The organism is Flavobacterium sp. PL12, assembly GCF_039123485.1.
Classification (GTDB): domain Bacteria; phylum Bacteroidota; class Bacteroidia; order Flavobacteriales; family Flavobacteriaceae; genus Flavobacterium; species Flavobacterium weaverense.
Genome location: NZ_JBANDI010000027.1, coordinates 17,455 through 33,593, shown reverse-complemented (window position 1 = coordinate 33,593; position 16,139 = coordinate 17,455). Strand labels below are relative to the sequence as shown.

Annotated in this window: 12 protein-coding genes and 3 tRNA genes; 7 read left to right on the top strand and 8 right to left on the bottom strand. The window is 32.9% G+C overall.

The genetic code is table 11. The annotated features are described in order from the left end of the window. Nucleotides 1–17: 17 nt before the first annotated feature. Nucleotides 18–1,814, bottom strand: a complete 1,797-nt coding sequence (gene typA, locus RCH19_RS12440; RefSeq protein WP_343023493.1) for a translational GTPase TypA — start codon at nt 1,812–1,814, stop codon at nt 18–20. A 171-nt stretch (nt 1,815–1,985) separates the two neighbouring features. On the opposite strand from typA, the gene RCH19_RS12435 reads away from it, so the two are divergent. Next, nucleotides 1,986–3,701: a PAS domain-containing protein gene (locus RCH19_RS12435; protein WP_343023492.1), complete on the top strand. Its 1,716-nt coding sequence runs from the start codon at nt 1,986–1,988 to the stop codon at nt 3,699–3,701. Beyond that, the gene (locus tag RCH19_RS12430; protein ID WP_343023491.1) at nt 3,701–4,111 is read left to right on the top strand and encodes a response regulator; all 411 of its coding nucleotides are present in this window, start codon (nt 3,701–3,703) and stop codon (nt 4,109–4,111) included. Before RCH19_RS12435 ends, RCH19_RS12430 begins: the two co-directional genes overlap by 1 nt. A gap of 69 nt (nt 4,112–4,180) precedes the next feature. Here the strand turns inward: RCH19_RS12430 and rpsT are convergent, their stop codons facing one another. The 5 genes from rpsT to proS form a co-directional block, all read right to left on the bottom strand. Next, nucleotides 4,181–4,432 (bottom strand): 30S ribosomal protein S20, encoded by a 252-nt coding sequence (gene rpsT, locus RCH19_RS12425; protein WP_121924514.1) that lies wholly within the window; start codon nt 4,430–4,432, stop codon nt 4,181–4,183. Nucleotides 4,433–4,465: 33 nt separating this feature from the next. Then, nucleotides 4,466–4,537 (bottom strand) — tRNA-Glu (locus RCH19_RS12420). 39 nt (nt 4,538–4,576) lie between these two features. Beyond that, nucleotides 4,577–4,648: transfer RNA gene (locus tag RCH19_RS12415), tRNA-Glu, on the bottom strand. Between the two features lie 47 nt (nt 4,649–4,695). Continuing rightward, a tRNA-Glu gene (locus RCH19_RS12410) sits at nt 4,696–4,767 on the bottom strand. 78 nt (nt 4,768–4,845) lie between these two features. Further along, nucleotides 4,846–6,324 carry a proline--tRNA ligase gene (proS, locus tag RCH19_RS12405; protein ID WP_343023490.1) on the bottom strand — a complete coding sequence of 493 codons (1,479 nt, stop codon included), beginning with the start codon at nt 6,322–6,324 and terminating at the stop codon, nt 4,846–4,848. 101 nt (nt 6,325–6,425) lie between these two features. Between proS and RCH19_RS12400 the strand changes: the two genes are divergently transcribed. The 5 genes from RCH19_RS12400 (at nt 6,426) to RCH19_RS12380 (ending at nt 12,209) form a co-directional block, all read left to right on the top strand. Then, nucleotides 6,426–7,640 (top strand): hypothetical protein, encoded by a 1,215-nt coding sequence (locus RCH19_RS12400; protein WP_343023489.1) that lies wholly within the window; start codon nt 6,426–6,428, stop codon nt 7,638–7,640. Nucleotides 7,641–7,689: 49 nt separating this feature from the next. Beyond that, nucleotides 7,690–9,240 (top strand): outer membrane protein transport protein, encoded by a 1,551-nt coding sequence (locus RCH19_RS12395; protein ID WP_343023488.1) that lies wholly within the window; start codon nt 7,690–7,692, stop codon nt 9,238–9,240. A 217-nt stretch (nt 9,241–9,457) separates the two neighbouring features. After that, entirely contained in the window at nt 9,458–10,771 is a 1,314-nt protein-coding gene (gene rimO, locus RCH19_RS12390) for a 30S ribosomal protein S12 methylthiotransferase RimO (protein WP_343023487.1), read from the top strand. A 31-nt stretch (nt 10,772–10,802) separates the two neighbouring features. Continuing rightward, entirely contained in the window at nt 10,803–11,276 is a 474-nt protein-coding gene (locus tag RCH19_RS12385) for a hypothetical protein (protein WP_343023486.1), read from the top strand. A gap of 30 nt (nt 11,277–11,306) precedes the next feature. After that, nucleotides 11,307–12,209, top strand: a complete 903-nt coding sequence (locus RCH19_RS12380) for an N-acetylmuramoyl-L-alanine amidase (RefSeq protein ID WP_343023485.1) — start codon at nt 11,307–11,309, stop codon at nt 12,207–12,209. A gap of 95 nt (nt 12,210–12,304) precedes the next feature. Here RCH19_RS12380 and RCH19_RS12375 read toward each other — a convergent pair whose 3' ends face one another. Continuing rightward, the gene (locus RCH19_RS12375) at nt 12,305–13,657 is read right to left on the bottom strand and encodes an NAD-dependent succinate-semialdehyde dehydrogenase (RefSeq protein ID WP_343023484.1); all 1,353 of its coding nucleotides are present in this window, start codon (nt 13,655–13,657) and stop codon (nt 12,305–12,307) included. 193 nt (nt 13,658–13,850) lie between these two features. Continuing rightward, a complete protein-coding gene (locus RCH19_RS12370) occupies nt 13,851–15,911 on the bottom strand; it encodes an ATP-binding protein (protein ID WP_343023483.1) in 2,061 nt (686 codons plus the stop codon). Nucleotides 15,912–16,139 lie beyond the last annotated feature (228 nt).

Sequence of the window (16,139 nt, the reverse complement as noted above, 5' to 3'; positions counted from 1 at the left end):
ATATTATAAATGATAGACTAGCTTTTAAATCTTTTTCTATCAGTTTCAGTCAAATAAATTTTTCTTAAACGAATAGATTTAGGAGTTACCTCAACATACTCATCTTTTTGAATGTACTCTAATGCTTCCTCTAGAGAGAAAATGATTGGAGGAATAATTCTCGCTTTTTCATCATTACCAGAAGAACGTACGTTAGATTGTTTTTTCTCTTTAGTTACGTTTACACACATATCATCGCTACGTGAGTTTTCTCCAATAACCTGACCTTCGTAAATTTCAGCATTTGGTTCAACAAAAAACTTACCACGATCTTGTAATTTATCAATAGAATAAGGAATAGCTTTTCCTTTTTCCATAGAGATTAATGAACCTTTGTTACGTCCAGAAATTTCTCCTTTGTAAGGCTCATATCCTATGAAACGGTGTGCCATAATAGCCTCACCTGCAGTAGCAGTAAGCAATTGGTTACGCAATCCAATAATTCCACGAGATGGAATATTGAATTTTACAATCATACGCTCCCCTTTAGTTTCCATACTCAACATTTCACCTTTACGCATAGTGACAAACTCTACCGCTCTACCTGAAAGATTATCCGGTAAATCGATTGTTAGTTCCTCAATTGGCTCACATTTTTTACCATCAATTTCCTTGATAATAACTTGTGGTTGACCAATTTGTAATTCATATCCTTCTCTTCTCATTGTTTCAATAAGAACAGATAAGTGTAGTACACCACGACCAAAAACCATAAACTTATCAGCTGAATCAGTTTCACCTAATTTCATTGCTAAGTTTTTCTCTAATTCTTTAGTCAGACGGTCTCTAATATGACGAGAAGTTACAAATTTACCCTCTTTCCCAAAGAAAGGAGAATCGTTAATTGTAAACAACATGCTCATTGTAGGCTCATCAATATCAATCGTTTTTAAAGCTTCTGGATTTTCAAAATCAGCGATAGTATCACCAATCTCAAAACCTTCAACTCCAATGATAGCACAGATATCACCTGCAACAACTTCTTGAACTTTTTTACGACCAAGACCTTCAAATGTATGAAGTTCTTTGATTCTAGATTTCATTATAGAACCATCTCTTTTTACAAGAGAAATTGGCATACCTTCTTTAAGAACACCTCTTTCAAGACGACCAATAGCGATACGACCTGTAAAAGCAGAAAAATCTAAAGATGTAATCAACATCTGAGGAGTTCCTTCTGAAACTTTAGGAGCAGGTACGTTAGCAAGAACCATATCTAATAACGGCTCTATATTATCTGTTTGAACTTTCCAGTCATCAGACATCCAGTTATTTTTAGCTGAACCGTAAACAGTAGGGAAATCCAACTGCTCTTCAGTAGCACCTAATTCAAACATTAAATCAAAAACTTTTTCGTGAACTTCTTCAGGAGTACAGTTTTCTTTATCAACTTTATTAATAACCACGCAAGGTTTTAAACCTAAATCTAATGCTTTTTGTAATACAAAACGCGTTTGCGGCATTGGTCCTTCAAAAGCATCTACAAGTAGACAAACTCCATCAGCCATGTTTAAAACACGCTCTACCTCTCCACCGAAATCGGCGTGACCAGGAGTGTCAATAATATTAATTTTTGTCCCTTTGTACTGAACAGAAACGTTTTTTGAAGTAATGGTAATACCTCTTTCACGCTCTAAGTCGTTGTTATCAAGGATTAAATCACCTGAATTTTCGTTGTCACGAAATAATTGACAGTGATACATAATTTTATCAACCACTGTAGTTTTACCGTGATCGACGTGGGCAATAATTGCAATATTTCTTATAGATTCCATCTGTATTTTTTAATGGGCGCAAATGTACAATTTTTTTTTAAATAAATAACATTTCGATAATAGTTTGCATACACTTAAGCCATTACGGTTAAAAACCTCTGCGAAAAAAATCTTTGAAATAAGTTACTATCGATGTTTAGTAATTCGACTATAATTATTTACATTTGAGTAATGAAAAGCAAAGCCAATCAAGTAATCACCGTCTACATTCTTATTGCAATGTTTGTAGTCATTGTTAGTCATAAAATTCTCCAACAATTTATTTCAAATGATGGAACTAGAATTTACGTAATTTTAAAAGATATAATTTTTGTAGTATTTACTGGTATAATTTTCAAGTTAATTCTCTCCAAAAACGATCAAAGAAATACTAAAATCTTTAAAAAACTTAAAGATACAAATGACGAAATAAAAGAGTCAAATGAAAAATATGATATTGTAGCTAAGGCAACTAGCGACACTATTTGGGATTGGAAAATGCAAGAAAACACGCTTTCTTGGAATAAAGGAATTGAAAATGTTTTTGGTTATACAGAAGAACAAGTAGAAAACAACTCAGATTGGTGGTTTGATAAAATTCATCCTGAGGATAGTATAAAAATGTCAGTCAAACTATATTCTTTCATTGAGCAGCAAACAAAGAATTGGCAGGATCAATATCGCTTTAGATGTGCAGATAATACATACAAGTATGTTCTTGATAGAGGGTTTTTATTAAAAGATGATAATGGCAAAGCAATTAGAATGATTGGTGCCATACAAGATATAACAAAACAAAAAGAAGAAGAGCAAAGACTTAAACTACTAGAGACGGTAATTACGCAATCGAAAGACTCCATCATTATAACTGAGCCAGATTCATCAGATTTTGGTATTCCAAAAATTATTTATGCAAATCCAGCTTTCTCTTCCATGTCTGGTTATGCGAATAGTGAAATACTTGGAAAAACACCTGATATTTTTAAAGGTGTAAACACAGACGAAGCGGAGTATAACAAAGCAATCGCTGCGTTAAAAAATAAAAAAGAATGCATCATTGAAATTATCAGTTATAAGAAGAACAAAGACGAGTACTGGGTTCGATTTTCTATGATTCCAATATACAATACTGAGAATGAAATTTCACATTGGATATCAATACAAAGAGACATCTCTGAAGAGAAAAAGCTTGAAAAAGAAAAAGAGCAGCTTATTAGAGAGTTGACGCAAAACAATAAAGATCTTAAACAATTTTCATATATCACATCGCACAACTTACGTGCTCCTCTGTCTAATTTAATTGGTCTGCTCAACTTAATTGAAGATATACCCTTTGAAAATGAAGAGCTAAACGAAATACTTCAAGGCTTTAATAAATCAACACACGTTTTAAATGATACTATTAATGATCTTGTTAAAGTAATTATTATTAAGGATAGCTCATCAATACAAAAAGAGGAGATTTCTTTAAAAGAGATTTTTGAAAACGTATTCAGCCAACTTAACTCTCAAATCGAATTACACAAACCAATAATAAAATTTGACTTTGAGAAAATCTCTACCATAAAAACAAACAAGGCGTATATTGAAAGTATATTAATGAATCTTATGGCAAATTCATTGAAGTACAAATCTGAAAACAGGAAACTAAAAATAACTATTTCGTCAAAAGAAATCGACAATACTGTTATTCTGAGTTTTAAAGACAATGGAATAGGAATTGATTTGGCACGAAATAGAGACAAAGTATTCGGACTTTACCAACGCTTTCATAATTATCCTGACAGTAAAGGACTTGGTTTATACTTAGTTAAATCACAAATAGAGACTATGGGAGGAACAATTGATATCGAGAGCGAAGTCAATAAGGGAACTACATTTACATTAACATTTAAAAACAAAGAATAATGCTAGATCAGATCTTATGCATTGATGACGATCCAATAACACTAATGCTATGTAAAAAAGTAATTAGTAGAGCTTTATTTTCTAAGGAGATAATAACACTTCAAAACGGAGAAGAAGCAATAAACTATTTTAATAATCTTAAACAAATAAGTAATCAGGAGTCTGCAACAGTATTACCACAACTAATCTTCTTAGACCTGAACATGCCAATAATGGGCGGATGGGAGTTCCTCGATTATTTTATTGATGAAAAATTCTCAGAATTTAATAACATCAAGGTGGTAATTCTATCTTCGACTATTGACCCAGAGGACTTAGAGAAATCTAAACAATATCCAATGGTTTTTGATTTTTTATCAAAACCTATAAGCCAGTCAATGTTACTCTACTTAAAAGAAAAATTAGAATAAAAAAAGGTTATATACAAAAAAAGCTCTCAAATAATGAGAGCTTTTTTTGTATCAAATAAATTGTAAGATTTACAATTTAGAAACAAGTTTCGTTAACTTAGATTTTAAATTAGAAGCTTTGTTATCATGGATAATATTCTTTTTAGCTAATTTATCAATCATAGAGATCACATTAGATAATTTAGATGTAGCATCTGTTTTATCAGTAGCTATTCTTAATGCTTTGATCGCATTACGAGTAGTTTTGTGTTGGTATCTGTTTAATACTCTCTTCTTTTCGCTAGTTCTTATTCTCTTTAGAGCTGATTTATGATTTGCCATTATATTGCTTTTTTTTCTTTTACTAATTTTTTGTAGTCCGTAAGGGAATCGAACCCCTGTTACCAAGACGAAATCTTGGCGTCCTAACCCCTAGACGAACGGACCATTATCCCCTAAGTTTTCTCAATCTAAAATTAAATTTTGTAGCCCGTAGCGGAATCGAACCGCTCTTACATGGATGAAAACCATGCGTCCTAACCGATAGACGAACGGGCCCTTTTTCCCTCTAAGTTCAGGAGAACTTCAATCTGCAATAAAAATAGTAGCCCGTAGCGGAATCGAACCGCTCTTACATGGATGAAAACCATGCGTCCTAACCGATAGACGAACGGGCCCTGCTTCTCTAATGCGGATGCAAAAATACAACTATTTTTGAAACGTACAATAGCTTACGCGAAAAAAAACATAATTTTTTAATATGCCTTCGCAAAGAGCACTCTTCCTACTGAGGTTTGCCCAGTAAATACACAGCTTCCCGACTCTAAAACCCTGTCTAAAGGAATGCATCTTATGGTTGCTTTTGTCAAGTCTTTGATCTTTTCTTCGGTAGCTGCAGTTCCATCCCAATGTGCTGATATGAAACCTCCTTTAGTGTCTAAAACTTCTTTAAACTCTTCAAAATTATTCACTTCAGTTATATGGCTGTTTTTATAATCTAATGCTTTATTAAATAAATCCTCTTGAATTTTGGTCAACAAATCATTAATATAAATTTCTATTCCCTCTTTAGAAACGACTTCCTTACTCAAAGTATCTCTTCTCGCTACTTCAAATGTACCATTTTCTAAATCTTTTGGTCCAACACCAATTCTAACAGGAACACCTTTAAGCTCCCACTCTGCAAATTTAAATCCAGGTTTCTGAGTAGTTCTATCGTCGAATTTTACAGAAATATTTAATTTTCGTAACGCTACCGTTAATACAGTCACTTCCGCTCTAATAGCATCTAATTGCTCATCATTCTTATATATAGGAACTATAACAACTTGTATAGGCGCTAAATTAGGAGGTAAAACTAATCCTTGATCGTCAGAGTGCGTCATTACTAATGCACCCATTAAGCGCGTTGAAACTCCCCAAGAAGTACCCCAAACGTATTCTTGCTTTCCTTCTGCATTTGCAAATTTCACATCAAAAGCTTTTGCAAAGTTTTGACCTAAAAAGTGAGATGTACCAGCCTGCAATGCTTTTCCATCTTGCATTAATGCTTCGATGCAATACGTCTCCTCTGCTCCAGCAAAACGTTCTGTCTCGGTTTTAATTCCTTTCACGACAGGTATTGCCATGAAGTTTTGAGCAAAATCAGCGTAAACATTCATCATCTTTTCTGATTCCTCTACAGCCTCTGCTTTAGTAGCATGTGCGGTATGTCCTTCTTGCCATAAAAACTCTGCCGTTCTTAAAAACAACCTAGTTCTCATTTCCCAACGAACTACATTCGCCCATTGATTAATTAATAATGGTAAATCTCTATACGATTGAACCCATCCTTTATATGTAGACCAAATAATTGCTTCACTAGTAGGACGAACAATCAACTCCTCCTCTAATTTTGCATTTGGGTCGACCATTAGTTTTCCAGGTTTGTCTGGATCATTTTTAAGTCTATAATGAGTAACAATGGCACATTCTTTTGCAAAGCCTTCTGCATTTTTTTCCTCTGCTTCAAACATGCTTTTTGGTACGAATAACGGAAAATAAGCATTTTGATGCCCAGTTTCTTTAAACATTCGATCTAATTCAGCTTGCATCTTTTCCCATATTGCATAGCCATACGGTTTGATAACCATGCAACCTCTAACACCTGAATTTTCGGCTAAATCAGCCTTGACAACCAGTTCGTTATACCATTTTGAATAATCTTCTGATCGCGTAGTTAAGTTCTTACTCATACTGAATAGTTTGGCATAAATTTTGCATTAATAATTTTACGTAAATAGTTCAGCAAAACTAACTATTTTTGTAATGTCCAACAATAAAAAACCCCATAGATATGAAAACTAATACTCTTTCTAAGAAAAATACATCAATATACTACATTGTTGGTTTTTTGAGTATATTAATGACATCATGTGGCTCCTACCAAAATAGTTCTTACTATGATTCTGACGGAATTTATGGTAATACATCTCCAAGAACTGTTGAAAGAGCATCGCAAAACGACAGATATGATCGAAATCAATATAAAAATTACTTCAATTCTTTGCAAAAAGAAAGTCAATCAAATGAAGTCTTTACTAATATTGACGACTACAGCAGCTATAATCTTGATAATGAATCACAAGATAGTAACTACAACAATTATCCTGGTTGGGGAAGTAATCCGCAAAGTGTAAGTATAAATTATTACGATAACGGTTGGGCTATGAACAACTGGTATGCAAACAACTATTACGGAAACAGTTGGTATGGCAATAATTGGTACGGAAATAATTGGTATGGTAACAATTGGTACGGCAATAACTACGGATGGAATGGTGGATACGGCTGGGGCTTGAATGTAGGCTTTGGATGGAATAACTGGTATGGCAATGGCTACTACGGAAATAGTTATTATGGAAATGGTTATTATGGTAATAGTTGGTATGGTAACAGAGGATATTCTACTTATTACGATAATAGAACTCGTTCGTACAATAGCGGAAAAAGAGGTTCAAATTATAGTAACGAAATAAACGGCAATAGAAATTCTGGAAGTTCAGCAAGGACTGAAGGTAGTACAATTAGCAGAAGAGGAGTGAATTCTAGCAATCGTCAAAACAATGATGTAAGGAGAAATTCTTCTGATGCAATAAATAGAACTAGTCCCACATTTTCAAGAGAACCTATTAATAGTCAAAACAGCGGTAGAAGAGGAAGCTTAAATAACGGTCGTACAGAGAGATTTGAAAATTCTACTAGAAGTAATGAAAATTCTAGGTCATACACTCCTAGTTCAAATAATAATTCAGGATCAAATAGAAGTGAAAGTAGATCAACGAATTCAGAATCAAGATCGTACATCCCAAGTTCAAATAATAATTCAGGATCAACCAGAGGCGAAAGTAGATCGTCGAATTCAGAATCAAGATCATACACCCCAAGTTCAAACAACAATTCAGAATCAACTAGAAGCGAAAGCAGATCGTCGAATTCAGAATCAAGATCTTATACTCCGAGTTCAAGCAGTAGTGGAAGATCATCAGGTAGTCGAGGTGGAAGAGGATAGCAAAGAATTCATATTTTATAAAAAGTAGTAAATCATAATTTTAAAATTCATGAAAAAATATATATTTTTATTAGCATTAGGATTGACCGCAACAATGGCGCAGTCACAAGAACTTTCAGATGCGTTACTTTATTCTCAAGATAATTTAAATGGTACTGCAAGGTTTAGAGCGATGGGTGGTGCCTTTGGAGCACTTGGAGGTGACTTATCGTCACTAAATGTTAATCCAGCAGGTTCAGCAATTTTTGTCAATAATCAACTTGGACTTACTTTAAGCAACTCCAATATTAAAAACAGCTCCAACTATTTTGGAAGTTCAACTTCTGATAAAAATAGTTCTTTCGATTTAAATCAAGCTGGAACTGTTTTCGTTTTTAACAACAAACCAGATAGTAATTGGACAAAAATTGCATTAGGAATAAACTACGATAATGTAAACAATTTTGACAATAAAATATTTTCAGCTGGAACAAATCCAACTAATTCTATTGATAAATACTTTTTGAGTTATGCCAATACAGGAAATAATGGAGCTCCTGTACCCCAGGAATTTGTAAATAGAAAAGCTGGAGAATCAATCTCAGATTTATACTCATTTTTGGGAAATAATTTACCTTACGGTTTTGCAGCGCAACAAGCAATGATAGGTTTCTACGATCAAGGTTTTATAATCGATGCAAATGACGTTAACAATCCAAACAGTACTTATTCCTCATTAGTACCTAATAATGGAAATTATTATCAGGAAAATTCAGTGGTAAGCACTGGATATAATGGAAAACTATCTTTTAATGCTGCTACTTCTTATAAAGATAAGTTATTTCTTGGATTAAATTTAAACTCACATTTTACTGATCTGCAAAAAAATTCTAGATTTTATGAAGACAACAACGCACCGTTAACAAATAATTATACTGTTTCTCAAATACAATTTGATAATACTTTAAATACTTATGGAACTGGATTCTCTTTTCAAGCGGGAGCTATTGCAAAGGTTACAGAGCAAGTGCGCGTTGGATTGGCTTATGAATCTTCAACTTGGTATAACTTAAACGATGAACTATCTCAAAAGCTTATTGTTGTAAGTAGTGCTTCATCAGGAGCTGATATAACTGATACAGTCGATCCTAGAGTTGTAAATGTTTACGAAACGTATAAATTACAAACTCCAAGTAAAATAACAGGTAGTTTTGCTTATGTTTTTGGTAAATCAGCGCTAATAAGTGTAGATTACGCAATGAAAGATTACAGCAACATCAAGTTGAAATCTGGATTTGAAGGTCTAAATAGTGACATTAATTCGTTATTAGATAATTCTGGTGAATTAAGAATTGGTGCAGAATATAGAATTAACGCTTTGAGTCTAAGAGGTGGATATCGCTACGAGCAAACTCCATATAAAAATGGTGTTACAGTTGGAGATTTAACTGGTTATTCTGCAGGTTTAGGATATAGCTTTGGCGGAACCAAAATTGACTTAGCTTATTCTTACGCAAAAAGAAATTCTGAGCAAGGTTTCTTTGGACAAGGATTTACTGATGGAGCAAAAATTGATGCAATTAACAATAATGTATCATTGTCTCTTTTATTCGAATTATAAAATAAGTTTACAATATATTATAAATCCGTTTCTTGTTCATGAAACGGATTTTTTTATGCCGATGCAACAGCTCCTTGTACTTAGAACTAGGACGAAGCGTTAAACGCCAATTGGATTAATGTACCAACAAAAAAATTGAAATGAAATTGAAACAAGTAGTGTTTCGATAAAAAATTGTAATTTTGCAAAATTCCCAAATTATCGGGATTCTAATGATATGAGAACGAAGTCTTTAAAAAAGAATAAAATAAATGTGATCACTCTTGGGTGCTCAAAGAATGTATATGATAGTGAAGTGCTTATGGGCCAACTTCGTGCAAGCGGAAAAGACGTAGCACACGAAGCTCCTGAAGCAGAGGAAGGAAATATTATAGTTATTAATACATGCGGTTTTATCGATAATGCTAAAGCAGAATCTGTAAATATGATTCTTGAATATGCTGATAAAAAAGAAAGAGGATTAGTAGACAAAGTATTTGTTACTGGATGTTTATCTGAAAGATACAGACCAGATTTAGAAAAAGAAATTCCTAATGTTGATCAATTTTTTGGAACCACAGAATTACCTGCACTTTTAAAAGCGTTAGGAGCTGATTATAAACACGAATTATTAGGCGAGCGATTAACAACTACTCCTAAAAATTATGCCTATTTAAAAATTTCTGAAGGTTGCGACAGACCATGTAGTTTTTGTGCAATACCTTTAATGCGTGGAAAAAATGTTTCTCAAACGATTGAAAAATTAGTAAAAGAATCAGAAGGATTAGCAAAGAATGGAGTTAAAGAGCTAATTCTTATCGCTCAAGATTTAACGTATTACGGTTTAGATATTTACAAAAAAAGAGCTTTAGCTGATTTACTACAAGAATTAGTAAAAGTAGAAGGAATTGAATGGATTCGTTTACACTACGCCTTCCCTACTGGATTCCCAATGGATGTGCTAGAAATTATGAAACGCGAACCAAAAATTTGTAACTATTTAGATATTCCATTGCAACATATTTCAGATTCAATTTTGAAATCAATGCGTCGTGGAACTACACAAGATAAAACCACTAAATTATTAAAAGAATTTCGTGCAGCAGTTCCTGGAATGGCGATTCGTACGACTTTAATTGTTGGGTATCCTGGAGAAACTCAAGAAGATTTTAATACTTTAAAAGAATTTGTTCAAGAGATGAAATTTGATAGAATGGGCTGTTTCGCTTATTCACATGAAGAAAACACTCATGCCTACCTACTTGAAGATGATGTTCCAGATGCAGTTAAGCAAGAACGTGCTAACGAAATTATGGAATTACAATCTCAAATTTCATGGGATTTGAACCAAGAAAAAATTGGTCAAACTTTCAAATGTATTATTGATAGAAAAGAAGGTGGCCACTTTGTAGGTCGTACAGAATTTGATAGCCCAGATGTGGATAACGAAGTACTAATCGATGCTACAAAACATTATGTAAAAACAGGTGAGTTTGTAATGATAAAAATTATCGAAGCAACTGAATTTGATTTGTATGGCGAGCCAGTTTAAATCTAAACTATTTGACTTAAAAACTATAATTATGAAAGTAATTCAATCAACGCTAATTTTTCTATTTGTACTGTTTTTTTCAAACATAGTTTCCGCTCAATATGGAAATAATGGCTATAATAATGGTTACGGAGGTAATTATGGCAGTAACCGCCGCGTGAATAGCGGTATGGATCAGTCAATGTCACAGCAAAAGCCAAAGGAAATTCCTGTCGAAGTAACAGTTGCAAAGATAATGGAACGCATTCAACCAGAGCTCAATCTTGACGAGCTGCAAATAATTGCAATTTCTAATATATTGAATGAAAACATTAGAACGCAAGGAATGCTGATAAAGGCAGAAGTGAGTCAGGAAGCAAAAATGGAGAACATTAAAGTGCTAACTGAAGTTACCGATAGAAAAATAATAGAATTACTAAATGCGGATCAGAAAGCGAAATACATTGCGCTAAATGATGCTGCAAAAAATCCGAAAAAGTCTAAAAAGAAGAAAAAGTCTGAATAATTGATTATCATACATTACAAAATAAAAACCATGAGCAAATTTTTTTACTATCTATTCTTTGTAATCTTAGTTACTTCTTGTGCTACTAATCCTTACAAAAAAACGGAAAAAGTATATGATCAAAAACTTCAAGAATTAAAAGAAACAATATCTAGTAAAGAGACGGTTACATTACCAGTAATTAATACTTACAAGGTCACGGTAACACCATCTTATACTGAGAATTTACTTAATATAAAAGATTCCATCTCAACAATGGGTCTTACATTATTAAAAAACGGTGTAAATACGGAATGGATTGGTACAGTGAATTTTAATTTACGTAAGCCAAATTTCATTATTATTCATCATACTGCACAAGATTCGATACAGCAAACTATAAAAACCTTTACTCTTGCCCGCACACAAGTAAGCGCACACTACGTTATAGGTGACGACGGACGTGTCGTGCAGATGTTAAATGATTATTTAAGATCATGGCATGCTGGAAATGGATCTTGGGGGAAAAACACAGACATTAATTCTGCATCGATAGGTATTGAACTAGATAATAATGGATCAGAGCCATTCTCTGAATCACAAATTAATAGCTTATTAGCCCTTCTAACAAAGCTTAAAAAAGATTACAATATACCTGTCCAAAATATCATTGGACATTCAGATATCGCTCCTAGAAGAAAAGTAGACCCAAGCGTACTATTTCCTTGGAGAACTTTAGCAGAAAAAGGTTTTGGAATTTGGCCAGATGAAGTATTAGAGACCGCACCCGCAGACTTTAATGTAGAGCAAGGTCTTCGCATTATTGGCTACAACACAAAGAATTTATCAGCAGCTGTTGCAGCTTTTAAACTGCATTTTATACAAACTGATCTTAGCGCATTACTAGATGAAAATACTGTAAATACCATTTACAATATTTATAAAAAACAGTAAAAGATACTTATCAATAAAAAAAACGAGAATAGAATTGCATCAACAATTTCTATTCTCGTTTTTTATTTATGCTTGGATTTTATTCTTTAAATATGCTACTCTATAACTAGTGATTTCATATTCATAAACTCCTTTATACCCACATCACCTAATTCTCTGCCGTACCCCGATTTTTTAACTCCTCCAAAAGGAACCCGCGAATCAGATCGCACAAGAGAATTTACAAAAACATTCCCCGCCTCTATTCTTCGAGCTAAATGGTACGCCTTTTCACGATCTTCAGTCCAAAGGGCAGATGCTAATCCATAACGATGGTTGTTTGCTATCGCTATTGCATCATTTTCATCTTTTGCTCTAATAACTGTTGCAAGCGGGCCAAAAGTCTCCTCTTGAAAAGCAACTGAATCAACACTTACAAAATCAATCAACGTTGGCTGAAAATTACAACCTTCGTGTTCACCGCCTAATATCAATTTTGCTCCTTGCTTCAATGTTTTATCTAATTGCTCCGATAATGTATCTACAAGATCTAGTCTTGCTAACGGTCCCATATGAATTCCATTGTGAATTGGATTTCCTTGTTTTATAGCTTTTATGTTCTTTGAAAAGTGCGAAACAAATTCATCAGCTATTTTTTCAGTAACAATAAATCTTTTCGCACAAATGCAAGCTTGACCCGCATTTAACATTCTCGAATGCGCAGCAACTTCAGCTGCCTTCTCAATATTAGCGTCATTTAGCACGATAAATGCATCTGAACCACCCAATTCCATAACAGTCTTTTTAATATGCTTCCCAGCTAAAGCCGCTACCGATGAACCTGCTCCTTCACTTCCTGTTAACGTAATACCGCTTACAATATTAGATTCAATAATGCTTTCAACTTGTGAAACTTCTACACTTAATTGTTGAAAAACTCCTTCCGGAAAACCGGCTTCTAAAAAAGCACTTTCGATAGCCTTAGCACAACCAGTTACATTTGATGCATGTTTTAAAAGCGTAACATTTCCTGCCATAATCGCTGGCGCAGCATAACGAAGCACTTGCCAAAACGGATAATTCCATGGCATTACTGCAAAAACTGCTCCCATAGGATCATAGACAGACATACTTTTAAACGGGGTGTCGTAATATTGATCTTTTAACATCTGCTCAGCATGCTCTGCGTAGTAATCACAATTAGATGCAGATTTTTCAACTTCTGCAATACTTTCAGATAAAATTTTACCCATTTCATTTGTAATGAGTAGACCTAATTTATCTTTTTTATCTCTTAAAATAGAAGCTAACTTTTGCATCTTTTCACCTCTTTCTTGAAATGAAGTTCTTCTCCAATTTTTAAAAGCACTTTCTGATACTTCTAATTTTTTATTTAGTTCTGTATTTGTCAAAACTTGATACTCCGCAATAAGCTCTTGCGAATATGGATTTATAGATTTTAATGTCATTTGCGATAAGTTTAAAATTTGTAATAATTATTCAGGAAATCCAGAATTGGATTTTCTAAACATAAAGTTAACTTACTCATGATGGAAATGGAAAACAATTATAAAAACTTTAGCTATCAAAAATTATTGGACAAATAAATTAATAAAGAAGTGAAAAATATATCAAAAATCGAAGGAAATCTTATTGTAGAAATTAAAGCATATCAATACTTTCAGCATTAAAAGCAATATCAAGTACTTCATAGACCTTTTGCTTATCAAATGGCTTTGTGATATAGTCTGAAAAACCAAATTGCATTATTTTCTCTTTATCTTCAAATGAAGAACAAGCCGTTTGGGCAATAACTGGAAGATTTGGTTTTAAAGCTTTTATTTGTTCAAAGGATTGAAAGCCATTAAGAATAGGCATTTTTATATCCATAAAAACCAAATCAATATCAAGATTCTCGACACACAAAGCGATTGCTTCATGCCCATTTATAGCTCTTATTACGAAATGACCTTTTGACTCTACTATTTTTTTCAAGAGCAAGAAATTAATAGTGTTATCCTCTGCAATTAAAATGGTCTTTCCGTTAACATTTCTTGTGATTTTGACAAGCTTATTTTCTTTACTCTCTTTGATAGCTGCATCTAATTTAAGCGGTAAAGTAAATGTAAAAGAAGAACCAAATCCTATTTTAGATTTCACAAATATTTCACCTCCTAGCATTTCAACGTAAGCTTTTGTAATACACAAACCAAGTCCTAACCCGTTTGTCTCTTTACTTGTATTGTCTTCTAGCCTTCTAAAACGTTCAAATATTACCTTAAGATGATTATCATCTATTCCCTTGCCAGAATCCTCAACGGTAAATTCAATTATTCCTTTTTCTTCGTAAATGGTATAACCAAAAGAGACAAAGCCCTCATCTGTAAATTTTAAAGCATTGGTAACCAAGTTCACAATAATTTGCTTCAGTTTAATTTCATCACTTAAAATATTAGTATGTAAATGTTCTAAATTATCTACAATATAAAACTCAATGTTTTTTTCTTTAGGAATGGTAATCTTTATGGAATTGTACAAATCATTTATACATTTATCTAAATCCAAAGATTTATAATTAGGAGCTATTTGTCTTGCGTCAATTTTAGACATTTCAATAAGATCCTCAATAATTGCTACTAAATTAGTACCACTACTTTTAATGATTTTTAAATACTTACGTTTTTCTTTATCATCTAAACCATTATCACTTAATAAGTCACTGTAGCCAATAATAGCATTCATAGGAGTTCTAATCTCATGAGACAAATTAGCCAAAAAAGAAGACTTCAAATTATCGCTTTCTTCCGCCTTTAATTTCGCAATTTCTAATTGTATTCTTTGATTTCTATTTTCTTCAAATAAATCGCTAATCGTAACAAACTCACCTTTAAATTTCTTTAATTCATTTATTGAGTTGGTATCACCTATTTCTAAAATTTTTCTAATTTGTTCTATTGGATTGTAAACCCACTTCTTGGTATAATAAATAAATATTAAGATGCAAACTATTGAGGCCAGCACAACTACAAAAAGTACTTCCTTAGTTTTGCTGTAATTTAAATTGAAAGGTCTTTTAAAAATTAATTTATTGACAACTTTTTCGTTCCAATCTTTTAATTCTAATCCAACAGTGATAATGTCATCTTGAGCTGTAATCTTATAATTAGCGGGTGCTAAATTAACGTATGAACTACTAATAGTACCTAAACCCTCAAAGAAAGATCGATCTAAAAGTCTAGCTATAAAAAAATAACCTGAAGGTAAAGTTTTGTTTTTCTTAGAATCGTTTGATGGATGAATAGTTGCGCCGTAAACTTCAACAACACCCTCTGGAATTTTTACGTAAAATGTCTTTAATTTACTTTTATAAAGTGCCGCCAGCAATGACTTTGGAATAAAATCCGCACCGCTTATTTTAGAAGAAATTGTTTTACTTATTTGCTTACCTTCTAAATTATAAACGCCTACAAAGTCAGCATCATAAGATTCAAATTCGTTTGAAATATATTTATTATACCATTTTATATCTTCTGTCTTCGTAAATTCTACCAAGTCATCCCAAAAAGTGACATCTATAATTGTAGCAGCAAGCGTTCTAGAATTTAGTTTAAATAGAGATTTTACCTCGATGTCGTAGCGACTAACAGTAGTTTTATAAAAATCCTCTTCGCCTCGCACTCCATAAAGATACAATGAGATATAAAGCACTATAAAAAATACCATTGCTGAAATAATCAACAACAACAATTTAAAGTAAGTGTTCAAATTAAAAAATCTATTCATAGTGACGGGCAGGCTTAAGCCAAATAAGAAACGTCGTACGGGAATTTATAAAATATCTCGTGCTTTTTTCTGCCGCAAGTTAGGATATTTTTTACATAAATAAAATAAATATTTCAAATCATTTGAAAATCAATGCCTTACATTCTTTACTGAATTAATTATCTAAAA